A 22851-nucleotide genomic window follows, 5' to 3' on the forward strand; every position below is an offset into this window, starting at 1 on the left:
CACGATGCTTGATACGCGCGACGGGGCACCGCCGTGCGGGCCCGATTTCGGGAGTTCGTTATGACCAGGGATATGGCCGGATTCGCTGTCACGCTCGGCTATGGCGATCTGCCCGAGGCGCTGCTCGCGCTTCTCAGGCGCAGCTTTCTCGACACGATGGGCGTGGCGGCGATCGGCTCCACGACGGGGCTGTCGCGGATCGCCCGCAAGGGTGCGCTTGCGCTCTTCGGGCCGGGCGAGGCTGGCGCGGCGCGGATGCTGATGGACGGGCGCCGGGTGAGCCCGGCCGGGGCGGCGATGGCCGGGGCGTTCATGGTCGACAGCATCGACGCCCATGACGGCACCACGCCCAACAAGGGCCATGCCGGATCGGCGATCTTCCCCGCCCTCCTCGCCGTCGCCGATGCCGAGCGCGCCCGGGGACGCGCGATCACCGGGCGCGACTTCGCGCTCTGGCTCGCGCTCGCCTACGAGATCAGCTACCGCGCCGGGCAGGTCCAGCACGCGACCTGCCCCGATTACCACACCTCGGGTGCCTGGACCGCGGTCGGCGTCGCCGCGGCCGCGGCGCGGATGCTCGGCTGCGACCGCGAGCAGATCCGCCACGCCGCCGGGATCGGCGAATACCACGGGCCGCGCAGCCAGATGATGCGCTGCATCGACTTCCCGACCATGGTCCGCGACGGCGTCGGCTGGGGCGCGCCCTCGGGCGTCACCGCCGCCTATCTCGCGCGCGAGGGCTTCACCGGCGCCCCGGCCCTGACCTGCGAGGGCGCGGCGGCCGAGCCCTTCTGGCAAGGGCTCGGGGAAAGCTGGCTGACGCTCGATCACACCCATTACAAGGCCTATCCCTGCTGCCGCTGGGCGCATCCCTCGATCGACGCAGCGCGCGACCTGATGCGCGAGAACGGCCTCACCCACGACCGGATCGCGGGCGTGGAGATCCGCACCTTCCACTACGCGACCCGCCTTGCCGGGCACGAACCGAAATCGCTCGACGAGTTCAGCTACGCGATCGCCTTCCCGGTCGCGGCGATGATCGTGCGTGGCCGGATCGGCGTCGGGGAGCTGACCGAGGAGACGCTCCGCGACCCCGAGATCCTGCGGATCAGCCGCGCCACCACGCTCATCGACGATCCCGAACTGACCGCCCGGAGCGTCGCCCAGCGCTGGGCGGCGGTCACGCTGATCACCACCGACGGCCGCCGCTTCGAGGCGCCGCCATGCACGCCGCGCGGCGACACCGACCAGCCGCTCGGCGACGACGAGATCCGCGCCAAGTTCCACGGCTTCGCCGATCCGGTCCTCGGCGCCGAGCGCGCCGCGGAGATGGAACGGCTGGCGAGCAGGTTCGACACGCTGGGCGCGGACGGCTTCGCCGCGCTGTCCGATCTGGTCCTGACCCGGACGGAGGCATAGCGGGTCGTTACTGGTGCAGAAGTCGCGAACGCACGTCGTAGGGGGTGACGCCATAGCGGTTCTTGAAGACGCGCGAGAAATGCGAATGGGACTCGAAGCCGCAGGCCAGGGCGACCTGACTTAGCGAGAGCTTGCTCCCTTCGATCAGGATGCGCGCCTTGTGAAGCCGGATCTGGCGATAGTACTTGTTGGGCGATGTTCCGAGGTACCGGGCGAACAGGCGCTCCATCTGCCGGGTCGAGACCATGATGCTGCGCGCGATCGTATGGGTCGAGATCGGCTCTTCGGTGTTCATCTCCATGAGCGCCAGCGCGGCCCGCAGCGGCCCGTCCGGCAGGTTGGGCATGTTGCTGACACCTTGCGGCTGTTCGGCGCTTCCGATCCGAAAGCGTTCGAGCAGCAAAATCCGCGCCACGGTTCCGGCGACCTGTGGCGAACAGAACTCCGCGATCAGGGTGATCAGCGCGTCATAGGCGGACGCCATGCCCGCGCTGGTGACAAGCTTGCCCTCTCGGAGGAAAATGACCGGCACGCAGTTCGGGGCAAGGCCTTCTTCTTCCAGAACGGCGCGTGTTTCCCAATGAACGGCCGCGCGCTCGGTCATTCCGGCGACCAGCAGGGCCCGCGCGGCATCCGACATCGCGAGCGCGCAGCCGCCGCGATGGTTCACCCGGTGCAGTCGCGGCAGAACGTCCCGCAGGCAATCGGAAATTCCGCTTCCGCCCGGAATGATCAGAAGGTCGGGCGAGGTCGCCGCTTTCGCGACCGGGACCGCCGTCACCTCCATGCCTCCAAGCGACGTGACGCTGCTTTTCCCATTGGCGGAGACGATCGCCCACTTGAAATGCTCGCGCCCTGAAACGCGGTTCGCGATGCGCAGGCAGTCGAGCGCCGCGGCCAGTTCGGTCGGAACGAACCCCGGCGCGATCAGTATTTCCGTGCGCAGCGGCTCAGGCACGGACGCGGACGTTTTCGGGATCGTAGAGGCAGCCCTCCACCACCTCGGCCGCGACCGGCGCGCCGATCACCTCGACCGAGAGCCGGGTTCCGGGCGCGGCGAAGCCGGACTCGACGAAGCCCATGGCGATGTTCCTGCCGATGCGATGCCCCCACCCCGCCGAGGTGACGGTGCCGACGGCGCGGCCCTCGTGGATGATGCTGTCCCCGCCATGCGCGGGCGCGTGGGTGCAGTCGAGCACGAGGCTCACGAAGGCCCGCCGCGCACCGGCCGCGACCATCCGCTCCAGCGCCGGCTTGCCGGTGAAATCGGGCTTCGCCATCGCCACGAAGCGGTCGAGGCCGGTCTCGAACGGGGTGAATTCGGTCACGAGGTCGGCCTTCCAGTGCAGGTAGCCCTTCTCGAGCCGCATCGATTCCACCGCGTAGGAGCCGAAGAGCCTCAGACCGTGCGCCTCGCCCGCGCGCCGCAGCGCGAGATACGCGGCATAGAGCGAGGCATTGGGGACGTGGATCTCGTAGGCAAGCTCGCCCGAGAAGCTCACCGACATCACGACGGCCGGCGCGATGCCGACGAAGGCGCGGCGGACCGAGAGCCAGGGGAAGGCCGCCGCAGACCAGTCGCCGCGCGAGGCGGCCTGCAGCACCTCGCGCGCCTTCGGCCCGGCGAGGACGAGGATCGTCCAGTCATTGGTGAGCGAGCGGAGCTTGACGCTGCCGTCCTTCGGCAGATGCGCCGTGAGCCAGTCCATGTCGTGATATTCAGACGCCGCCGCCGAGCCGTACCAGATCGTACCCTCGTCGAGATTGGCGAGCGTCGCCTCGGCCTTCACGCAGCCATGGTGGTTGAGGAGATAGCCGAGCCCGACCTTGCCCTCTTTACGCGGAATCCGCCCGCAGACCATCCGGTCGAGCCAGTCGCGTGCACCTGGCCCGGTGATCTCGATGCGGTTGAAGCCGTTGACCTCGGTCAGGCCGACGCCCTCCTGCACGGCCTTGACCTCGGCCGCGACCACGTCGAAGGCCTCGGTGAAGCGGAACGAATGGGTCTCGTGGAAATCGGGCGCGGGCTTGATGTAGGCCACCCGTTCCCAGCCGTTCACCGTGCCGAACTCGGCGCCCTCGGCGGCGAGGATCGGGGTCAGCGGCGTGGTCTTCATCGGCCGCCCGGCGGGGCGATGTTCGTGCGGGAAGTGGAAGCGGAACTCGTTCTGGTAGTCCTCCACCGCCTTCAGCGCGGTCAGCTCCACATTGGCATGCCCGGTGAAGCGGCGCGGGTCGATGACCCAGGTGTCGTAGCAGGCCTCGCCGTGGACGATCTGCTGCGCCAGGAGCCAGCCGTGACCGCCGCCCTCGCCAAGCCCGGCGCGGAGCCCGATGATGCAGAAGCCGTTGCGCTTGCCGGGGATCGGGCCGACCAGCGGCGCGCCATCGATCGTGTAGGTGATCGGGCCGTTGACGACGGTGTGGATGCCGACCTCGGTCAGCGCCGGCATCCGCGCAAAGGCGCCTTCCAGCACGTCGGTCACGCGGTCGAGGTCATCGGGGCAGAGTGCGTTGACGAAGTTCGGGTCGATCCCGTCCATGCCCCAGGTCTTGCAGCCCTGTTCGTAGAACCCGACCAGGAGCCCGAACTTCTCCTGCCGGCAGTAGTAATCGCTGATCGGGCAGCGCAGGAGCGGCATCCGGTGACCCGCCTCGCGGATCGCGGGGATCTCCTCGGTCAGGAAGTACTGGTGCTCCATCGAGGCGACCGGGTGGTGCACCCCCATCATCGCGCCGACCTCGTTGACGCGGTAGCCGCAGGCATTCACGACGATCTCGCAGCGGATGTCCCCGTGAGTGGTGTGCACGGTCCAACTGTCGTCCTGATGCTGCGTGAGCCCGATGACGGGGGTGTTGCGGTAGACCTCGGCACCGGCCTTGCGCGCACGGCGCGCGAGCGCCTGGCAAAGCTGGGCGGGGTCGATGTCGCCGTCCAAGGGGTCCCAGAGCCCGCCGATGAGGTTGTCGGTCGAGATCAGCGGATGTCGGCGGGCACATTCGGCGGCGTCGATCACTTCAAAATCGACGTCCATACCCTTGGCCATGCTCGCGAAATGGCGATAGCCCTCCATCACCCGCTCGGTATTGGCCAGCCGGATGCCGCCGTCGGCATGGTGGTAGTTGATCGGATACTCAGGATCCTCGGCCAGTTCCTTGTAGAGCCGAATCGAGTGGCTTTTCAGCCCGACCATCGTCTGGGTCATGCCGAAGTTCGTCACCTGTGCGGCCGAATGCCAGGTCGTGCCCGAGGTCAGCTCGTTGCGCTCGACGAGGACGACATCGGTCCAGCCCTCCTGCGTCAGATGATAAAGCGTCGAGCATCCGGCGATGCCGCCGCCGATCACGACGACACGGGTCTGGGTCTTCATAGCACGCCTCCGATTGCAGCCTTCGGAGCATGAGCGCGGAACCCCAGCCTCCGGTCAATCCGGCGCGGCCCGATTTCGAAAAACGGTTTCGGCGGGTCGGGGAAACCGAAACTCCCGCCCTGCCCGATCAGTCCGGCGCCGGTTCGGTCGGCAGGAGCGCGAGCCCGCCTTCGAGCCAGGGCAGCGCCGACACGCCCGGCTCCACCACCTGCCGGCGCAGGATGCCGCGCAGCGTGCCGCCGATGACGCCGGAGACCTCGTCGGTCCAGTCCGACTTGTGAAAGAGCGAGATCACCCGCGAAAATCCGGCGAAGGGCAGCGGATAGAGATCGACCTGGCCGTGGAAGCGCCGCGCCCGGAGATAGCCGAGCGGCGTCGTGATCGCCCAGCCCGCGCCATTCGCGACGAGGCCGAACAGCGCCTGGTTGCTGTCAAGCTCGATCCGCCCCTGCGGCGCCAGCTTCAACCGCGCGAGATGGGTGGCGATCTGCCGGCCGATGATCTGGCTCTTCTCGTAGCGCAGGAACGGCAGCGACCCGAGCGCCGCGATCGAGTCGGGCGGCCCCGGAAGGCGGCCGTGCGGAACCGCGAGAACGAAGGGATCGCGCAGGAGCGGCGTCTCCACCACCCCCTCGGGCAGGTCATGGGCGCGCGCCGCCACCCCGAGGTCGATCCGCCGCTCGGCGACATCGGCGAGGATCGTGTGGCTCAGAGCGGTTCGCAGCGAAAGATCGCAAGGCGTCAGCATCGCCGCGAGCGCGACCGCGAGCTTCGGCGTCACCTCGCCGTCGAAATCGTCGATGATGCCGAGCCTGAGGCTGCGGAGCCGCCTGAGGTCCATCAGCGACAGCTCCGCCGCGCCCTGCCGCAGATGCGCGAGTGCGGCACGGGCATGCGAGAGGTAGGCGCGACCCGCCCGTGTCGGCTCCAGCGGGCGGCGGGCGTGATCGACGAGATCGACGCCCAGCGCGGCTTCGAGGTTTCTCAGCTGCTGCGAGGCCGCCGGCGGGCTGAGGCCGAGCTTGCGGGCGGTCTCCTGCAGCGATCCCGTGCGCGCGAGTTCGTCGAAAACCTCCAGGCCGCGCAGCGTGATCACCTTGCTGATTGACTCGGTCATCGCACGCGCCCTTTCAGGTTTTCCGAATCCAGTCGCCAAAACGGCGGCCAACGGCCGCATTCTGCGCCATAGCGGAAATTTTTCGGAATTGGCCGTCTGTTTGCGACGCTTCGGCCCCGGCGTCAGGCCGGGGTGCGGAGGATCGTGATCAGGGTGTCGCCGTAGCGGCGCTGGTCAAGGACCTCGACCCCCTCGGGCGGGACCGGTGCGGCGCTCTCCTCCCAGACGACGATCGCGCCGGGGGCGAGCCAGCCACCCTCGATGCAGGAGGCGAGCGCCGCTTCGCCCATGCCCTTGCCATAGGGCGGATCGAGGAAGACGAGGTCGTAGCCCGGCCCCCGGTTCGGCCCCATCCGGGTCGCGTCGCGGCGCCAGACATCGGTGACGCCCATCGCCTGCATCTTCTCGATGTTCTGCCGCAAAAGCGCCCGCGCCGCTGTGCCGTCATCGACGAAAGCCACCCGCGCCGCGCCGCGCGAGAGCGCCTCGAGCCCGAGCGCGCCGGTCCCGGCGAAGAGGTCGAGCACCCGCGCGCCCTCGACCGGATTGCCGTAGGGGCCGTTGATCAGGAGGTTGAAGATCGCCTCGCGGACCCGGTCCGACGTCGGCCGGAGATGCGCCGCCGCATCGCCCGCGCCGACCTCGGCGAGCTTCAGCCCGCGCCGCGCTCCGCCGATGATCCGCATCTACTTCAGGAGCGCCTTGAGATCGGAAGCGGGGTCCGCGATCACCGCCGGATCGGGCGACTTCCCCGCCTCGATCAGGCGCTTTCCGATCATGTAGGCGCGGGCGTCGTTCATCGCATCGATTGCGAGGAGCTTGTCGCCCCTGTAGTACCAGAAGCTGACCGAGGCGCCCTCGCCCCGGGTCACGATCCGGTCGTAACCGGTGTTGAGCCCGGCGATCTGAAGCTTCACGTCGTACTGGTCGGACCAGAACCACGGCTTGGCCGCATAGGGCTTTTCGGCGCCGAGCATGTTCTCGGCGACGATCTCGGCCTGGTCGATGGCGTTGCCGACGCTTTCGAGCCGGATCCGCCCGCCCTCGTGCGGGAACGAGGCGCAATCGCCCGCCGCCCAGATCGCCGGATCGGAGGTGCGGCCGAACGCATCGGTGCGGATGCCGTTCTCGATCTCCAGCCCCGCCTCCTCGGCGAGGATCGTGAGCGGCGTGATGCCGACGCCGACGATGACGAAGTCGACGGCGATCTCGCGGCCATCGGAGAGGACCGCGCCGGACACCCGCCCCTCGCCCGTCAGCCGGTCGAGACCGGTGTTCTCGAGGATCGTCACGCCGTGGTCGGCATGGGCCTTGCGGAAATAGTCCGAGGTCTCGGGCGCGGCCACGCGCTGGAGGATGCGCGGCGCCATCTCGATCAGCGTGACGGAAAGCCCCAGCTTGGCGCCCACCGCCGCCGCCTCGAGCCCGATATAGCCGCCGCCGACGATGAGGAGCTTGCGCCCGGCCTCGAATTCCGGGGCCATCGCGTCGACATCGGCGAGCGTGCGGACGGTGTAGACGCCCTTCAGATCGCCGCCCACCGCCGCCGGCAGCCGCCTTGGGCGCGAGCCGGTGGTCAGCGCGAGCTGGTCGTAGGAGATCGTCTCGCCGTTCACCCGCACGGTCTTCGCGGTGCGGTCGATCGCGGTCACCGGCGCGCCGAGCTTCAGCGTGATGCCCTGCTCCTCCCAGAAGGCCGGCGCGCGGAGATAGAGCCGCTCCAGTTCCATGTCGCCGAGCAGGTAGCCCTTCGACAGCGGCGGGCGCTGGTAGGGCGGCGCCGGCTCCTCGCCGATCATCGTGACCTCCCCGTCATAGCCAAGGGCGCGCAGCTTCGCCGCAAGAGAGGCGCCGGCCTGGCCCGCGCCGATGATAACGATCCCGCCCATGCCCATTCTCCCTCTGGTCGCCGGTCGCGGGGAGCCTATATCGTGGGTTCGGGAAAACGCAACGCGAGAGGATGAGAGAATGGCACTTTCCAAGGGCGACCGGCTGCCGGAGGCGACATTCGTGGAAATGGGCACCGAGGGGCCGCAGGAAGTTAAGCTTTCCGAGCGGCTGAAGGGCCGAAAAGTCGTGGTTTTTGGACTGCCCGGCGCTTATACCGGCCCCTGCACCGGCATTCACATCCCGAGCTTCGTCAAGACCGCCGACGCCTTCCGGGCGAAGGGCGTGGACGAGATCATCTGCATCGCCGTCAACGATCCCTTCGTGCTCAAGGCCTGGGGCGAATCGACCGGTGCCACGGCGGCCGGGATCAGCTTTCTGGGCGATGCCGACGGCAGCTTCACCAAGACGCTCGGCATGGAGTTCACCGCGCCGCATCTCGGCCTGATCGGGCGCTCGAACCGCTATGCGCTGGTGCTCGACGACGGGGTGATCACCGCCGCGAGGGTCGACAAGCCGGGGGTCTGCGACATCTCGACCGGCGAACACCTGCTGGCGGAGATCTGAGCGTGATCGCCGCGGGCGGGCGCCTGCCGGAGGCGGAGCTTCTCAGGATCGGCGCGGGCGGACCGGAGACGGTCCGCCTGTCGGAGCGTCTTGCGGGCCGCAAGGTGGTGCTCTTCGCGGTGCCGGGGGCGTTTACGCCGACCTGCGATTCGGCGCATCTGCCGGGCTTCATCCGCAGCGCCCCCGCGCTTCGCGCGAGAGGCGTCGAGGAGATCATCTGCGTTTCGGTCAACGACGCCCATGTGATGCGCTACTGGGGCGATACCACGGGCGCGACGGCGGCGGGTATCACGCTTCTGGCCGATGCCGACGGCGCCTTCGCCCGCGCGCTGGGGCTCACCTACGACAATCCCGCCGCCGGCATGTTCGGCCGCTCGCGCCGCTACGCGATGGTGGTGGAGGACGGGGTTGTGACCGCCTTCGAGCTTGACCCAATCGGCCAGTGCAGCCTTTCGACCGGCGAGGCGCTGCTGGAGAAGCTCTGAGCCCTACTTGCGGGCGTGGATCTCGCAAAGGCAGGTGACGGGCTCGGAATGGTCGCGCTGCACCTCGGCGGCGCCGGCGATCTTGTCCATCCGCTTCGCGAGCGTGAGGTCGAGCGCCGACAGACCGCCGCAATCATGCGTGGTCAGCGTCACGTCGACCACGTTGTAGACGTTCGACCATTCCGGGTGGTGGTTCAGTTTCTCGGCCTGGAGCGCCGCGCGGGACATGAAGCCCCAGGCTTCGGAGAAGTTGCGGAACTTCCAGATCTTGCGGATCGCGTCGCGGCCCTCGACCGCCCCCCATCCGGCGTCGCCCAGCGCGGGCAGCTCGGCCTTGCGTTCGGCTTCGGTCAAAAGGTCCGCCATTGCGTCACTCCTTTTCGCTTCGCGCCGCGTCATCGGCCGCGCTTGCGCGCATCAGCGCCGGGCGCTCGCTGATCCGCGCCCAGTAGGCTTCGAGCGCTGGGCGCTTCTCGATCGTGCCGAAATGCATCCCGAAGCCGATCTGCGACCCGGTCGCGACATCGGCGGCGGAGAATCTGTCGCCCGCCAGGTAAGGATGCGCGCTCACCGCGCGTTCGAGCGCGTCGAGCGCGATGTCGAGCGGGCCGAAGCCGACCCGCCCGCGTTGCTCGTCCGGAACGATCCAGCCGCAGATCTTGGCGATCACCGCCGCCTCGAACGGCCCGGCCCCGAAAAACAGCCAGCGGTAATAGGCCGAGCGGTCCTCCGGCGCGAGCCCGGCCTCGGGGAAGGCGTCGGCGAGATAGGCGCAGATCGCGGCATATTCGGTGACGATGCGGCCCTTGTGGACCAGCGCCGGCACCTTGCCCATCGGGTTGATCGCGAGATAGTCCGGCGCCTTCATCGCCTCGCCGTAGTCGAGGTAGCGCACCTCGTAGGGCTGGCCCACCTCCTCCAGCATCCAGCGCGCGATCCGACCGCGCGACATCGGGTTCGAATAGAGGATGAGGTCGGCGGCCATGACGTGGCACTCCCTTGCATCTCGCCGCGAATACTCCCGCCGGAGGAGAAAAACTTCAATGCCTCCGGCGGGGATATTTGCAGCAAGATGAAGGCAGGATCAGTCGCCACTTTCCGTCTTGCGGAAGGGGCCATAATCGGTCAGCACCGCGATCTCGCTGCCGACGGCATGTCGTTCGGCTTCGAGGTAGCGGGCGATGGCAGCGCGAAATGATGGCTCGGCGATCCAGTGCAGCGAGTGCGTCTCGACCGGCAGGTAGCCGCGGGCGAGCTTGTGCTCGCCCTGCGCGCCGGCCTCGACGCGGGACAGGCCGTGAGCGATCGCGTGGTCAATCGCCTGGTAGTAGCAGCATTCGAAATGCAGGAACGGGTGGTCCTCGAGCGCGCCCCAGTAGCGGCCGTAGAGCGTGTCGGAACCGAGGAAGTTCAGCGCCCCGGCGACCGGGCGGCCGTCGCGCTCAGCGAGGATGAGCAGAACGTCGTCGCACATCGTCTCGTGGATCTCGTCGAAAAATTCCCGCGTGAGGTAGGGCCGGCCCCATTTGCGGCTGCCGGTGTCCTGGTAGAAAGCCCAGAACGCCTCCCAGTGCTCGGGCCGGATCGCGGCGCCGGAAAGCCGGCGGATCGTGCCGCCGAAGGCCGCGGCGCCGGCCCGTTCGCGCCGGATCGCCTTGCGCTTGCGCGAGGAGAGTTGGCCGAGGAAGGCCTCGAACCCGGCATAGCCGCGGTTCTCCCAGTGGAACTGCTGGGTGACGCGGTGCAAGAGTCCCATCGCGCGGCCCGCCTCGGCCTCCTCGGCGGTACAGAAGGTGACATGGGCCGACGAAAGCGCATTGTCGGCGGCGATCTGTACCATCGCCTGGGTCAGCGCGGCGCGGCCCGCCACCTCCCAACCGGGGCGGGTGAGGTAGCGGCGGCCGGTCACGGGCGTGAAGGGCACCGCCGCCTGCAGTTTCGGGTAGTACCGTCCCCCCGCCCGCTCCAGCGCATCGGCCCAGCCGTGGTCGAAGATGTACTCGCCCTGGCTGTGGCTCTTGGCATAGAGCGGCATCGCGGCGATGACCTCGCCCTCGACGCGGGCGACAAGGTGGTGCGGCTGCCAGCCGGTCCCGGCGCCGACCGAGCCCGAGCGTTCGAGCGCGGCGAGGAACCGGTGCGTGGTGAAGGGGTCTCGCGGCCGGCCCACCGCCGCCTCAGGGCAGGCGCAGGCGTCCCAGTCGGCGGCGGCGATGTCGCCGAGGCCGGAGAGGACGGTGATCTCGATGGCGGTCTGGTCCATGGGCGGGCGGGTTCCTCCCCCCTGACTTGGGGAGGCGCCCCCGCCCGCGTCAAGCCGGAACCGGCGCGGCATAGCCCTCGAAGGTGACGTTCGCGGCGACCCGGCGCGCCTTGGCCTCGGCCTCGGGCGAGCGCACGGTCCAGCACAGCACCACCGCGCCCGCCCGCTTCAACTCGGCCACGCGGTCGCGGCCGAGATCGGCGGCCTCGTGCGAGATGAAGCTCGCGCCGACCTCGTCGTAATCCGGTATATCGCGCAGCCGGTCGCGCACCGCGGCGGGCAGGAGCGGCCAGTCGGCCGCCGTGTAGGACGAGGTGACGAGCCCGCGCGGACGGTCGGGCGCGGCCGCGGCGAGCGCGGCCACGGAATGGGGATTGAAGGACATCAGCGCCACCGGCCCGGCATAGTCGCGGAGCGCCGCGGCCACCGCCCGTTCCAGCGGGCCGACATCGGGCCCCATCGCGCCGTCCTGGTCCTTGATCTCGATGAGAAGCGGCACCCGGCCCGCGACGAGCGCGAGCATCTCGGCGAGCGTCGGCACGCAGTCCGCACCGCCAAGGAGCTTCAGCGTGCCCAGCTCCGCCGCCGTACGGCTGCCGACCCGGCCCGGCACCCCGGTCAGGCGCCGCAGGTCGTAATCGTGGAACACCATCGGCACGCCGTCGGCCGAAGGCTGGATGTCGCACTCGATCCCGACGCCCGCCGCGACCGCCGCGCGGAACGCGGCCAGAGAATTCTCCGGCCGGCCCGCGCTGCGGTCGTGGAGCCCGCGATGGGCGATGGGGGCGGTCAGGAAGGCGGCGGGCAGCGAAACCGGCCGCGGCGCCATCATGCGACCTGGAACACGGCCTCGATCTCGACCGCGACGCCGAGCGGCAACGCCGGCGCCGAGACCGCGGCGCGGGCATGGCGGCCGGCATCGCCGAGCACCTCGACCATGAGGTCGGAGCAGCCGTTGATCACCTTCGGCTGGTCGGTGAAGTCCGGCGTCGAGTTCACGAAGCCGGTGAGCTTGACCACCCGCACGATCCGGTCGAGATCGCCGCCGAGCGCGGCGCGGGCCTGCGCCAGAAGGCTGAGCCCGCAGCGCCGCGCGGCCTCGGCCCCGTCCGCGACCGCCATGTCGGCGCCGAGCCTACCCTTGATCAGGCCGTCCGGGCCCTGGCTGATCTGGCCAGAAACGAAGACGAGGTCGCCCGTCCGCACATAGGGCACGTAATTCGCCGCCGGCGCGGGGGCGTCCGGCAGGGTGATGCCAAGGTCTGCCAAGCGTGCGTCGATCTTTCCGGCCATGTCGCAATCTCCCGATTCCAGTTTCGGCGGAAGTTACCCCCGGCGCGCGCCGAACGAAAGCCCGGACGCGGCGGTCGGTCACGGCAAAACACCGGCCCGAGCCGATCTGCTCCGCTTGCGGCTTGCCTCCGGCGGTCATGGCTTCTAAGCCTTGAATCGGGGCAGGGTCACGCAACGTCGCTATAGCGAGGGCGTAAGGGGCAGATGTCGGACACTTCTATTGATTCCGCGATCCGCGGCCGGTCGCTCGGACCGGTCCTCGCTTTAACCTGGCTTCTCGCGGGCTGCGCCGCGCCGCCCCCCGGCGTAGAGTTCAACGATCCCCACGAGGCGCAGAACCGGGCCGTTCACGAGGAGAACCTGGCAATGGACCGGGCGCTCTTCGGCGGCGGCAAGCCAGACAGGAAGCCGTTCCTGCCGGAGCCGGTCGCGACCTCGCTCAGCAACTTCGCGAGCAACCTCGACATGCCCGGCTCGGCGGTGAACAGCGTGCTGCAGGTGCGCCCGGGACCGGCATTGCAGAACACGCTGCGCTTCGCGATCAATACGACGATCGGCGTCGGCGGCCTGCTGGACCCGGCGACCGCGATGGGCATCCATGCCGAGAGTACCGATTTCGGCGAGACGCTGCATGTCTGGGGCGCGCCGGAAGGCGCTTACCTGGTCGTGCCCTTCGCCGGCCCCACGACGGAGCGCGACGCGATCGGCTGGGTCGCCGATCTCTTCGTCGACCCGGTCAGCATCCTCGTCGGCGCGCCCGAAGCCTATTACATCGTCGCGGCGCGGCTGGGCGGACGGGCAGCCGACCGCCAGCTCTATGGCGAGACGATCGACTCGATCCTATATGAAAGCGCGGACAGCTACGCGCAGATGCGGCTCATCTACCTGCAGAACCGCCGCTTCGAGCTTGGCATCGAAACCGACGTCTTCGACCCCTACGAGGATCCCTATGGCCAGTAACATCTCCCGCCGTCACCTGCTCGCAACCCTTCCCGCAGGCCTCGCGCTGGCGCACCTTCCGGGCGTGGCCGGGGCGCTCACCGTCGGCGAGGCACGGGCCCTGGTCGACCGGGTCGTGGACGAGGTCAACGGCGTGATCAACTCCGGCAAGTCCGAAAGCGCGATGCTGCGCTCTTTCGAGGCGATCTTCGTGCGTTACGCCGATGTCCGCTATATCGCCCAGAGCGCGCTCGGCCCGGCCGGGCGGCGCGCCAGCAAGGCGCAGATGGCGGCCTATATCAAGGCGTTCCAGGGCTATATGGCGCGCAAGTACGGGCGCCGCTTCCGCGAGTTCATCGGTGGCAGGATCGAGGTCTCCAACGCGCGACCGCTGAAGAGCTTCTACGAGGTGCGCTCGGTCGCGCATCTGCGCGGCCAGGCGCCGTTCCGCGTCGACTGGCACGTCTTCGACAAGTCCGGCCGCGATCTTTTCTTCAACATCATCATCGAGGGCGTGAACATGCTCGCGGCCGAGCGCACCGAGATCGGCGCGATGCTCGACCGCCGCAAGGGCGATATCGGCGCCCTGACCGCCGACCTGACGCGGGCGGGCTGAAGCCTGGGCGCCAGCCGGGATCAGTTCCGGCCGCCGCCGAGAATCGCGCCGAGAACATCCCGCAGAACGCTTTCGACCGGATCCCGGCGCGGCTGCTGGCCCTGCTGGGCAAACCCGCCACTCTGCTGGGTCTGGCCGGCCCAGGCCGGGGCCGGCAGCTGCTCGGGCCGGATCATCGGCAGCGGCGCGGGCGGCAGGCCCTCGTTGATCCGCAGCATCACCTCGTGCCAGATCTCGGCCGGCAGGCCGCCGCCGGTCACGCCGGTAAGCGGCGAGTTGTCGTCATTGCCCATCCAGACGCCGGCGACATAATCGGCGGTGAAGCCGATAAACCAGGCGTCGCGGTAATCCGAAGTGGTGCCGGTCTTGCCGGCCGCATCGCGGTCCGGAAGCCGCGCCCGCCCGCCGGTACCGCGTTCGATCACCTGGGTCATCATGTAGGTGAGCTGGCGCGCGGCCTCCTCGGAGATCACCCGCTCGCCCATGCCGCCCTCCTGGCCCATGAGCGCGGTGTCGTCGCCCTGGATGCGCAGCTCGGTCAGACCGTAGGGCTTGACCGAGGAGCCGCCGTTCAGGATCCCGGCATAGGCTCCGGTCATCTCGATCAGCGTCGATTCCGACGCGCCCAGCGCCACCGCCGGACCGGCCGCGAGGTCGGAGGCGAGCCCGAAATGCTCGGCCACCTGACGGACCGCCTCGAGCCCGACCCACTGGCTGACCCGCACCGTCGCGGTGTTGATCGAATTGGTCAGGGCCTCGGTCAGCGTGATCGGCCCGCGGAAGTCCTTGGTGTAGTTCTGCGGAGACCACTCGCCCGAACCCTTGACGTAAAGCGTGATCGGCGCGTCCTCGACGACCGAGTTCATCGTGAAGCCCATGTCGAGGGCCGCGGCATAGACGAAGGGCTTGAAGGTGGAGCCGACCTGCCGGAGCGCCTGCGTCGCGCGGTTGAACGCGCCCGAGACCTTGGTCTTGCGCCCGCCCACCATCGCCCGCACGGCGCCGTCGGCCGACATCACCACGATTGCCGCCTGGGCCTGCGAGCCTTCCTTGACCTTGGTGTCGAAGACGAAGGCCAGCGCCTCTTCCGCCGCCGTCTGCATCCGCTGGTCGAGCGTGGTGCGGACGATCACGTCCTCAGTCGTGTCCTGGGTCAGGAAGCCCGGACCGGATTCCATCACCCAGTCGGCGAAATAGCCGCCGGCGCGAGCCTCGGCCGCCTGCGACAGCCGCGCCGGGTTGGCGCGGGCCTCGGCATACTGGGTGTCGGTCAGATAGCCCTGATCGTGCATGAGGCCGAGGATCACCGCCGCGCGGTCCTGCGCCCGGCCGAGATCGTTGGTCGGCGCGTAGTAGGAGGGCGCCTTCAGGAGGCCAGCGAGCATCGCCGCCTCGCTCGGACTGACCTCGTTCGCGGACTTGCCGAAATACCGCTGGCTCGCCGCCTCGAAGCCGCGCGCGCCTGCGCCGAGATAGGCGCGGTTGATGTAGAGCGTGAGGACGTCGTCCTTGCCATACTTGGCCTCGAGCGCGAGGGAGTACGGGACTTCCTTGATCTTGCGCACGAGGCTGCCGCGGCGGCAGTCGGCCTCGTAATCGGCCTCGGACTTCCAGGTCGCCGGGTCATAGGCGACACCGAGGCAGAGGAGCTTCGCGACCTGCTGGGTGATCGTCGAGCCGCCGTTGCCTTCGAGCGGCCCCCGCCCCTCGGCGAGGTTGATGCGGATCGCGCTGGCGATGCCGCGCGGACTGACACCGAGATGGCGGTAGAACCGCTTGTCCTCGGTCGCAACGATCGCGTTCTTCAGATGCGGCGACACCGTGTCGGCGGTGATCGTGCCGCCGAAGGTCTCGCCGCGCCAGGCGAAGACCTTGCCGTCGCGGTCGAGCATCGTGACCGAGCCGCGCGTACGGGCGTCGATCAGCTGTTCGAGCGGCGGCAGTTGCGCATAGAAATAGAGCGTCGCGAGGCCGACGAGAATCGCGACCACCGCGCCGACGCGCCAGCCGATGCCCCAGACCACGCGCCAGATCAGCCCGGCGAGCCCAGTCACCAGCCTTACCGGCCAGCTTGATCCACTCGCCGCCCGGCGCGGTCTCGACGCCTTCGGCTTGCGCGTCTTCTTTTGCGCCGGTTTCGATTTTGGCGCAGCGCTCTGCGAATAGCGCCTCTCGGCGACCATGGGGGGTTTCTTGCCGCCCGATCTGCTCATTGATCTCGAACCCGATGCCTCTTTGTCAGGCCGGGACCATACAGGCACGCGCCGGGAATGTGGAGCCGTCCGCGTTCACGTTTCGCTTCGTCAACCGCCTAAAAAACAGGCAATCGGCGGAAAACGTGCGAAAGATGTGCGTATCCCCGGATTTGCCCCTCTCATCGCCGCTGCATTTCTTGAAATGCTGCACCGCAGCGTCTTGGCTCATCCCCGAGGCCCGCTCTGGGGGCTGGTTTTGCGAGGAACGGGACGTGAAATACATCATAGCGGCAATCAAGCCCTACAAGCTCGACGAGGTGCGCGAGGCGCTGACCGCGGTCGGCGTCCGGGGCATGATGGTGAGTGAAATCAAGGGCTTCGGAACGCAGTCCGGCCATACCGAGATCTACCGCGGCGCCGAATACGCGGTGAACTTCGTGCCCAAGGTGAAGATCGAGGTCGCGGTCAGCACGGCGCTGGCCGACGACGTCGTCGACGTCATCGCCCGCATCGCGCGGACCGACAAGATCGGCGACGGCAAGATCTTCGTCCTCGACCTTCAGGACGCCTTGCGCGTCCGGACCGGGGAAACCGGGGAGGACGCGCTGTGAGTCGGCACATGGATAGGGGGAACGGAATGACGAGACTCGCTGGATGGGCCGCGCTCGCGGCCGGATTCGCCGCCCTGCCCGCGGTGGCGCAGGAGGCGACGGCCGAGGCCGCGCCGGTGATGGACAAGGGCGACGTCGCCTGGATGATGGTCTCGACGCTTCTGGTGCTGTTCATGATCCTACCGGGGCTCGCGCTCTTCTATGGCGGGCTGGTGCGGTCGAAGAACATGCTCTCGGTGCTGATGCAGTGCACGATGATCACCGCGTTGGTCATGGTGATCTGGGTCGTCTACGGCTACTCCTTCGCCTTCGGCGGCGGTACGGGACCGTTCTTCGGAGGCTTCGGTAAGCTCTTCCTCGCCGGCGTCACGCCTGACAGCATGTCCGCGACCTTCACCGACGGCGTGGTGATCCCGGAATATGTCTTCATCGCCTTTCAGATGACCTTCGCGGCGATCACGCCCGCGCTGATCGTCGGCGCCTTCGCCGAACGCATCAGGTTCGGGGCGGTGATGCTGTTCTCGGCGCTCTGGGTGACGGTGGTCTACTTTCCGGTCGCCCACATGGTCTGGGACGGCGCCGGGCTGATCTTCAACATGGGGGCGCTCGACTTCGCCGGTGGCACCGTCGTCCACATCAACGCAGGCGTGGCGGCGCTGATCGGCGCGCTCTTCATTGGGCCGCGAGTCGGCTACGGCCGCGACATGATGGCGCCGCATTCGATGACGCTGACGCTTGTCGGCGCCGGCATCCTCTGGGTCGGCTGGTTCGGTTTCAACGCAGGGTCCAACCTCGAGGCCAATGGCGGCGCGACGCTCGCCATGATCAACACCTTCACGGCGACGGCGGGTGCGATCCTCGCCTGGGCCGGGCTCGAAGCCCTACTGCGCGGCAAGGCCTCGCTGCTCGGCGCCGCTTCGGGCCTCATTGCCGGGCTCGTCGCGGTGACGCCGGCGGCCGGCACGGTCGGCCCGGTCGGCGCCATCGTCCTCGGCGCCATCGCCTCGGCGGTCTGCTACTTCTTCGTCGCGGTGGTGAAGAACAAGTTCGGGTATGACGACAGCCTCGACGTCTTCGGCATCCACGGAATCGGCGGCATCGTCGGAGCGATCGGCACCGGTATCTTCACCGCGCCCGGCCTTGGCGGCACCGGCGGCGAGGACTACGCGATCGCCGCGCAGACCTGGATCCAGATCCAGGCGGTCGCGATCACCATCCTCTGGTGCGGCCTCGCCTCGACGGTGCTCTACCTTATCGTCGACAAGACCATCGGGCTCCGCGTCGCCGGCGACGACGAGCGCCGGGGGCTCGACCTCACGGCGCATGGCGAGAGCGCCTACCACGCCTGAGCCGCGGCGCGGGAAGAACAAAAGGCGGGGCATTTGCCCCGCCTTTTCTTTTGCTCCGGCGAGCCTGCGCCCCGCCCGGACGCCCGGCGATCAGATCCCTACGTCGAGGATGGCGCGGGCAAGGATCGGTACGGTCGTCGTGTTGAGACCGGCGATGTTGAGCCGCGAATCGCCCACCATGTAGATCCCGTGCTCGGTCTTCAGCCGCTCCACCTGCTCCGGGCTCGCGCCGAGGCGCGAGAACATGCCGCGATGCTCGGCGATGAAGCCGAAACGGTCCGAGCCGGAGAGCCGCTGCAGTTCCTTCGCGAGCTGCTCGCGCAGGCCGAGCATGCCGCGCCGCACCTCCTCGAGTTCCGCCTGCCAGTCGGCGCGGAGCGTCGGATCGGTCAGGATCATCGTCACCAGCCGCGCGCCGTGGTCGGGCGGGAAGGAGTAGTTCTGCCGGTTGAGGAAGGCGAGCGTGCCTTGCGTCACCTCGCGGTTCGCCGGCTCCGACAGCGCGATCAGCGCGCCGGTGCGTTCGCGGTAGATGCCGAAATTCTTCGAGCAGGAGGCGGCGATCAGCACCTCGGGCCGCCGCGACGCGATCAGCCGCACCCCGGCCGCGTCCTCCTCGAGCCCGTCGCCGAAGCCCTGGTAGGCGATGTCGATCATCGGCACCGCGCCGGTCTTTTCCAGAAGTTCGGCCACCGCCTGCCACTGCGGCAAAGTCAGGTTCGCCCCGGTCGGGTTGTGGCAGCAGCCGTGCAGCAGCACGACGTCGCCGGGCTTCGCGGCGGCGAGATCGGCCAGCATCGCCTCGAAGTCGACCGCCCGCGTGTCGCTGTCGAAATAGCGATAGGGTTCCACGTTCATCCCGAGGTATTTCAGGATCGACAAGTGGTTGGGCCAGGTCGGGTCGGAGACCCAGACGCTCGCCTCGGGGTTCGCCATCCGGATCAGCTCGAAGGCCTGCCGGCAGGCGCCGGTGCCGCCGGGTGTGGCAACCGAGGAGATACGGTCGGCCGCCGCGGCATCGCCGAGAACGAGCTTCGCCATCGCCGCATTGTATTCAGGCTCGCCCGCGAGGCCGGTATAGGTCTTGGTCTTCTCGGTCTCCCAGAGCTGCTTCTCGGCGGCCTTGACCGCGCGCATGACCGGCGTGAGCCCGGTCGCGTCCTTGTAGACGCCGACGCCGAGGTCGATCTTGTCGGTCCGGGGATCTGCCTTGAACTGGCCGATGAGTTGCAGAATCTTGTCCGCGGGTTGCGGTTTGAGAGTGCCCAGCATGGCGATGCTCCTGTCAGCCTTTAGCGACCTTGAGGTCGCCGTACATTCCCCATTCCGCCCAGGACCCGTCGTAGAGCGCGTGGTCGCGCTTGCCCATCCGCTCCATCGCGAGGCTCAGGATCGCGGCGGTGACGCCCGAACCGCAGGTGGTGATCGCGGGTTTCGAAAGGTCGACGCCGGCGGTCTCGAACACGCTGCGCAGCGCGTCCGGCGCCAGCATCGTGCCGTCGCCGTTCAGGACCGCGCGATACGGCAGGTTCTTCGAATTCGGGATATGCCCGGACCTGAGACCCGGCCGCGGCTCTTCCTCCTCGCCGCGGAAGCGCGGCGCGCTGCGGGCGTCGATGATCTCGTGGTCGCGAAGCTTGGCGGCGGCGGCGACCTGGGTCACGTCCTTCACGAGATGCGCCTGGCGGCTCGTGGTGATGTGGCGGTCACGGAGCACCGGCGGCATGTCCTCGATCGGGCGTCCCTCGGACTGCCATTTCGGGAAGCCGCCGTCGAGCACCGCGACATCGGTCTTGCCCATCAGGCGGAAGAGCCACCAGACCCGCGCCGCCGAGAAGAGCCCTGCCCCGTCATAGACGACGACCTGGTGGCCGTCGCCCACGCCCATCGCCCGGAGGCGCGAGATGAACTTCTCCGGCGGTGGCGCCATATGCGGCAGCTGCGAGCGGTGATCGGAAATCTCGTCGATGTCGAAGAAACGGGCGTTCGGGATATGGGCGGCGGCGTAATCCGCCCGCGCGTCGCGCCCCATGTCCGGCAGATACCAGGACGCGTCGAGGATCCTGAGGTCCGGATCCTTCAGATGCGCCTCAAGCCAGTCGGTGGAAACGAGCGTCTTCGGATCGTCCGCAGCCATGGAAATCCCCTCTCTGCCTGCCCTGCATTATCCGGCGCGCGAGGGCGGACGCAAGGCCACATTCGGCCGCGCCCGCTCAGCCCTGCTTCAGAAGCCGCTGCTTCTGCCGGTTCCAGTCGCGCTTGGCCTCGGTCGCGCGCTTGTCGGCGACCTTCTTGCCCTTCGCGACGCCGATTTTCAGCTTCACGATACCCTTGTGGTTGAAGTACATCACGAGCGGCACCAGCGTCATGCCCTCGCGCCCCACCGCCTGCCAGAGCCGCCCGAGTTCCTTCCGCGACACCAGGAGCTTGCGCCGCCGCCGTTCCTCGTGGCCGAAGATGCCGGCCTGTTTGTAGGGCGCGATATAGCCGTTGATCAGCCAGAGCTCGCCATCCTCGACCGAGGCGTAGCTGTCGGCGATATTCGACTGGCCGGTGCGGAGCGACTTCACTTCCGATCCAGTCAGCACGATGCCGACCTCGAGATCGCTCTCGATGAAATAGTCGAACCGAGCGCGGCGGTTCTCGGCGATCACCTTGTAGTTGGGGTCTGATTTCTCGGCCATGATCCGCCCGAGATAGGCGAGCGCGCGGGCCAAGTCCAGAGCGCCGGCGGGCATCCTTACCCGCCGGCGCCGAGGTTACAGCCTCAGGCCGGTCTTGCGGCCCTCGTGGAAGGCGTAGGGCGCCTGCCGGGGGGCCGCGGCGTCGCCGATGAGGTGGGTCTCGATCCCGGCAAGGTCGCCCGACAGCGGATCAAAGGCGCGGTTCGTCGTCGACATGACGAGGGCCGAGGCGTCGAGCCTGCTGTCGCTGCCGGTGAGCATGTTGCGGATTGTCGCCCCGTTGCCATGCCATTCGGCGATCAGGTGTTCGGTCAGGAAGGTCACGCCGAGCTGCGCCAGCCTCGGGCGGAGCGGAATGTCCGACGAGGTGCGCGCCAGTTCCTTGCCGATGAAGGGCTCCGGCGTGACGATCGTCACCTTCAGCCCCCGCTCGGCCATCGCCCAGGCGGTGCCGAGGCCGCGCCAGTTGCCGCCCTCGTCATAGAGGATGACGTGATCCCCGAGCTTCGCCTCGCGGCGCATGACGTCCTCGGGAGCGTAGATATTACCCTTGTCAATGCCGGGAAGCCGGTCGTCGCCCGGCATCCACCTCTGGAAGCCATCCTCGTCCGGCAGCGAGCCGGTCGCCAGCACCACGGCATCGGGGTTCAGCGCGCGGATGTCCTCGGCTTCTGCGTAGCTGTTCAAGTGGAGCCGGACCTGCAGCTTCTCGAGCTGGCGTTCGTACCAGTCCATCAGCTCAAGGATCTGCGCCCGGCGCGGTTGCTCGCCGGCAAGCCGGAACTGACCGCCGATGCGGGCCTGCGCCTCGAAGATGTCGACCCTGTGCCCGCGTTCGGCGGCGACACGCGCCGCCTCCAGCCCGGCCGGGCCGGCGCCGACGACGACCACGCGGCGGGGCGTCTCGGAGGGCGTGAAACGGTCGCCGCCCCATTCGAACTCGCGCCCCGCCGAGGGGTTGATCAGGCAGGAGATCCAGTAGTCGCGCGAGCGCCTGCCCCAGCACATCTGGTTGCAGGAGATGCAGCCGCGCACGTCCTCGGCCCGGCCCTCGGAGGTCTTGCGCGCCAGATGCGGGTCGGCGATCTGGCCGCGCACGATCGAGACCATGTCGGCCTGACCGGAGGCGATCACCGCCTCGGCATTCTCGGGCGTGCGGATATGCGCCTCGGAGGTGACCTTGGCGTGCTTGACGATCTTCTTCAGCTCCTCGGTGAAGGGGGCCGTCAGCTTCTCGCCGTAAAGGAAGGTCGGCATCAGCCGCTGGAAGTCGAGATAGCCGCCGTGACCGCAGGTGACATAGTCGATATGCCCCGTAGCGTCATGCGCCGCCACGACCTCGGCCAAAGCCTCGCCCTGAAGCGTCACGTCGTAGGCGTCGGATGTGCTGATCGCGAGGCCGATGATGAAATCCTCGCCGCACCGCTTTCGAATGCCCTCGATGATCGTGCGCGACATGCGGGTGCGGTTCTCGAGGCTCCCGCCCCACTTGTCGGTCCGCTTGTTCGACCACGGCGTCCAGAACTGGTCGAGGAGCGAGTGATAGGCGCCCCAGACCTCGACGCCTTGGAAACCGCCATTCTGGCAGCGCACGGCGGCGGCGATATGGGCCTCGATCAGCTCCTCGATCTCGGCCTCGGTCATCGCGTGCGAGCCGTCCGAGTCGTGATAGCTCGGCCCCCCGGACGGCCCCCAGTGCGGCGAAAAGCTTAGGTCGGAATCACCGTGCGAGCCGACATGGTAGAGCTGCTGGAGGAGGACGGCGCCCGCCTCCTTCACCGGCTCGGTCACTTTGCGGAAATGCGGGATCACATCGTCGGTGCCGTGGCGGAAGTTGCCTCGCGTGAGGACGCCGGTGCGGTGCACCGGCATCGGCTCGGCGACGATCATCGCCGCGCCGCCCAGCGCGCGTTCAAGGAGATAGGCGCCGAACCGCTCTCCGGGCAGGCCCTCGACGCTCATGTTAGCGGTATGGGCACCGAAGACGATGCGGTTGCGGAGCGTATGTCCCCGAAGCTCGATCGGGGACATGAGGCGGGGATGGGCGGTGGTCAT

The 22851-nt window shown here is 68.5% G+C and carries 22 protein-coding genes; 7 read left to right on the forward strand and 15 right to left on the reverse strand.

Annotated elements, in window-relative coordinates; translation table 11 throughout:
* The first annotated feature begins 60 nt into the window (after positions 1-60).
* The gene (locus tag OEZ60_RS19335) at positions 61-1419 is read left to right on the forward strand and encodes an MmgE/PrpD family protein (protein WP_263339816.1); all 1359 of its coding nucleotides are present in this window, start codon (positions 61-63) and stop codon (positions 1417-1419) included.
* A gap of 7 nt (positions 1420-1426) precedes the next feature.
* Here OEZ60_RS19335 and OEZ60_RS19340 read toward each other — a convergent pair whose 3' ends face one another.
* From OEZ60_RS19340 to OEZ60_RS19360, 5 genes are all read right to left on the reverse strand, one after another.
* On the reverse strand, positions 1427-2377 hold the full coding sequence (locus OEZ60_RS19340) for a GlxA family transcriptional regulator (protein WP_263339819.1): 951 nt from the start codon (positions 2375-2377) through the stop codon (positions 1427-1429).
* Positions 2370-4790, reverse strand: a complete 2421-nt coding sequence (locus tag OEZ60_RS19345) for a GcvT family protein (RefSeq protein ID WP_263339822.1) — start codon at positions 4788-4790, stop codon at positions 2370-2372. Before OEZ60_RS19345 ends, OEZ60_RS19340 begins: the two co-directional genes overlap by 8 nt.
* A gap of 127 nt (positions 4791-4917) precedes the next feature.
* On the reverse strand, positions 4918-5907 hold the full coding sequence (locus tag OEZ60_RS19350; protein ID WP_263339824.1) for a LysR family transcriptional regulator: 990 nt from the start codon (positions 5905-5907) through the stop codon (positions 4918-4920).
* Positions 5908-6029: 122 nt separating this feature from the next.
* Positions 6030-6593, reverse strand: a complete 564-nt coding sequence (gene rsmD / locus OEZ60_RS19355) for a 16S rRNA (guanine(966)-N(2))-methyltransferase RsmD (RefSeq protein WP_263339827.1) — start codon at positions 6591-6593, stop codon at positions 6030-6032.
* The gene (locus tag OEZ60_RS19360; protein WP_263339830.1) at positions 6594-7796 is read right to left on the reverse strand and encodes an NAD(P)/FAD-dependent oxidoreductase; all 1203 of its coding nucleotides are present in this window, start codon (positions 7794-7796) and stop codon (positions 6594-6596) included. It abuts the gene before it with no gap.
* A gap of 79 nt (positions 7797-7875) precedes the next feature.
* Here OEZ60_RS19360 and OEZ60_RS19365 point away from each other — a divergent pair, with 79 nt between their 5' ends.
* Both OEZ60_RS19365 and OEZ60_RS19370 read left to right on the forward strand, forming a co-directional pair.
* Positions 7876-8361 carry a peroxiredoxin gene (locus tag OEZ60_RS19365; RefSeq protein ID WP_263339831.1) on the forward strand — a complete coding sequence of 162 codons (486 nt, stop codon included), beginning with the start codon at positions 7876-7878 and terminating at the stop codon, positions 8359-8361.
* Between the two features lie 2 nt (positions 8362-8363).
* The gene (locus OEZ60_RS19370) at positions 8364-8846 is read left to right on the forward strand and encodes a peroxiredoxin (protein ID WP_263339833.1); all 483 of its coding nucleotides are present in this window, start codon (positions 8364-8366) and stop codon (positions 8844-8846) included.
* A 3-nt stretch (positions 8847-8849) separates the two neighbouring features.
* Here the strand turns inward: OEZ60_RS19370 and OEZ60_RS19375 are convergent, their stop codons facing one another.
* The 5 genes from OEZ60_RS19375 to OEZ60_RS19395 all read right to left on the reverse strand — a co-directional run bounded on the left by OEZ60_RS19375 (position 8850) and on the right by OEZ60_RS19395 (position 12402).
* Entirely contained in the window at positions 8850-9212 is a 363-nt protein-coding gene (locus OEZ60_RS19375) for a 4a-hydroxytetrahydrobiopterin dehydratase (RefSeq protein ID WP_317852850.1), read from the reverse strand.
* A gap of 4 nt (positions 9213-9216) precedes the next feature.
* Positions 9217-9831, reverse strand: a complete 615-nt coding sequence (locus OEZ60_RS19380) for a glutathione S-transferase family protein (RefSeq protein ID WP_263339836.1) — start codon at positions 9829-9831, stop codon at positions 9217-9219.
* A 99-nt stretch (positions 9832-9930) separates the two neighbouring features.
* A complete protein-coding gene (locus tag OEZ60_RS19385; protein ID WP_263339839.1) occupies positions 9931-11109 on the reverse strand; it encodes a GNAT family N-acetyltransferase in 1179 nt (392 codons plus the stop codon).
* Positions 11110-11158: 49 nt separating this feature from the next.
* Complete coding sequence (locus OEZ60_RS19390) at positions 11159-11941, reverse strand: glycerophosphodiester phosphodiesterase family protein (RefSeq protein ID WP_263339842.1); 783 nt, start codon at positions 11939-11941, stop codon at positions 11159-11161.
* Complete coding sequence (locus OEZ60_RS19395) at positions 11938-12402, reverse strand: RidA family protein (RefSeq protein ID WP_263339844.1); 465 nt, start codon at positions 12400-12402, stop codon at positions 11938-11940. The genes OEZ60_RS19390 and OEZ60_RS19395 overlap by 4 nt, the downstream gene beginning before the upstream one ends.
* 204 nt (positions 12403-12606) lie before the next feature.
* Between OEZ60_RS19395 and OEZ60_RS19400 the strand changes: the two genes are divergently transcribed.
* Positions 12607-13362 carry an MlaA family lipoprotein gene (locus OEZ60_RS19400; RefSeq protein WP_263339847.1) on the forward strand — a complete coding sequence of 252 codons (756 nt, stop codon included), beginning with the start codon at positions 12607-12609 and terminating at the stop codon, positions 13360-13362.
* The gene (locus OEZ60_RS19405) at positions 13352-13957 is read left to right on the forward strand and encodes an MlaC/ttg2D family ABC transporter substrate-binding protein (protein WP_263339850.1); all 606 of its coding nucleotides are present in this window, start codon (positions 13352-13354) and stop codon (positions 13955-13957) included. The genes OEZ60_RS19400 and OEZ60_RS19405 overlap by 11 nt, the downstream gene beginning before the upstream one ends.
* Before the next feature lie 20 nt (positions 13958-13977).
* On the opposite strand, the gene OEZ60_RS19410 is transcribed toward OEZ60_RS19405, so the two are convergent.
* Positions 13978-16170 (reverse strand): transglycosylase domain-containing protein, encoded by a 2193-nt coding sequence (locus OEZ60_RS19410; RefSeq protein ID WP_263339853.1) that lies wholly within the window; start codon positions 16168-16170, stop codon positions 13978-13980.
* A gap of 254 nt (positions 16171-16424) precedes the next feature.
* Between OEZ60_RS19410 and OEZ60_RS19415 the strand changes: the two genes are divergently transcribed.
* Together OEZ60_RS19415 and OEZ60_RS19420 are read left to right on the forward strand one after the other, a co-directional pair.
* Positions 16425-16763, forward strand: a complete 339-nt coding sequence (locus OEZ60_RS19415; protein WP_263339855.1) for a P-II family nitrogen regulator — start codon at positions 16425-16427, stop codon at positions 16761-16763.
* A 26-nt stretch (positions 16764-16789) separates the two neighbouring features.
* Positions 16790-18112: an ammonium transporter gene (locus tag OEZ60_RS19420; protein ID WP_317852851.1), complete on the forward strand. Its 1323-nt coding sequence runs from the start codon at positions 16790-16792 to the stop codon at positions 18110-18112.
* Positions 18113-18202: 90 nt separating this feature from the next.
* On the opposite strand, the gene OEZ60_RS19425 is transcribed toward OEZ60_RS19420, so the two are convergent.
* The 4 genes from OEZ60_RS19425 to OEZ60_RS19440 form a co-directional block, all read right to left on the reverse strand.
* Positions 18203-19384: an amino acid aminotransferase gene (locus tag OEZ60_RS19425; protein ID WP_263339858.1), complete on the reverse strand. Its 1182-nt coding sequence runs from the start codon at positions 19382-19384 to the stop codon at positions 18203-18205.
* Between the two features lie 13 nt (positions 19385-19397).
* The gene (gene sseA / locus OEZ60_RS19430; RefSeq protein ID WP_263339860.1) at positions 19398-20249 is read right to left on the reverse strand and encodes a 3-mercaptopyruvate sulfurtransferase; all 852 of its coding nucleotides are present in this window, start codon (positions 20247-20249) and stop codon (positions 19398-19400) included.
* Positions 20250-20325: 76 nt separating this feature from the next.
* The gene (smpB, locus tag OEZ60_RS19435; protein ID WP_263339881.1) at positions 20326-20796 is read right to left on the reverse strand and encodes an SsrA-binding protein SmpB; all 471 of its coding nucleotides are present in this window, start codon (positions 20794-20796) and stop codon (positions 20326-20328) included.
* 75 nt (positions 20797-20871) lie between these two features.
* Complete coding sequence (locus tag OEZ60_RS19440) at positions 20872-22851, reverse strand: FAD-dependent oxidoreductase (protein WP_263339863.1); 1980 nt, start codon at positions 22849-22851, stop codon at positions 20872-20874.

The organism is Albidovulum salinarum, from assembly GCF_025673475.1.
GTDB lineage: Bacteria > Pseudomonadota > Alphaproteobacteria > Rhodobacterales > Rhodobacteraceae > Albidovulum > Albidovulum salinarum.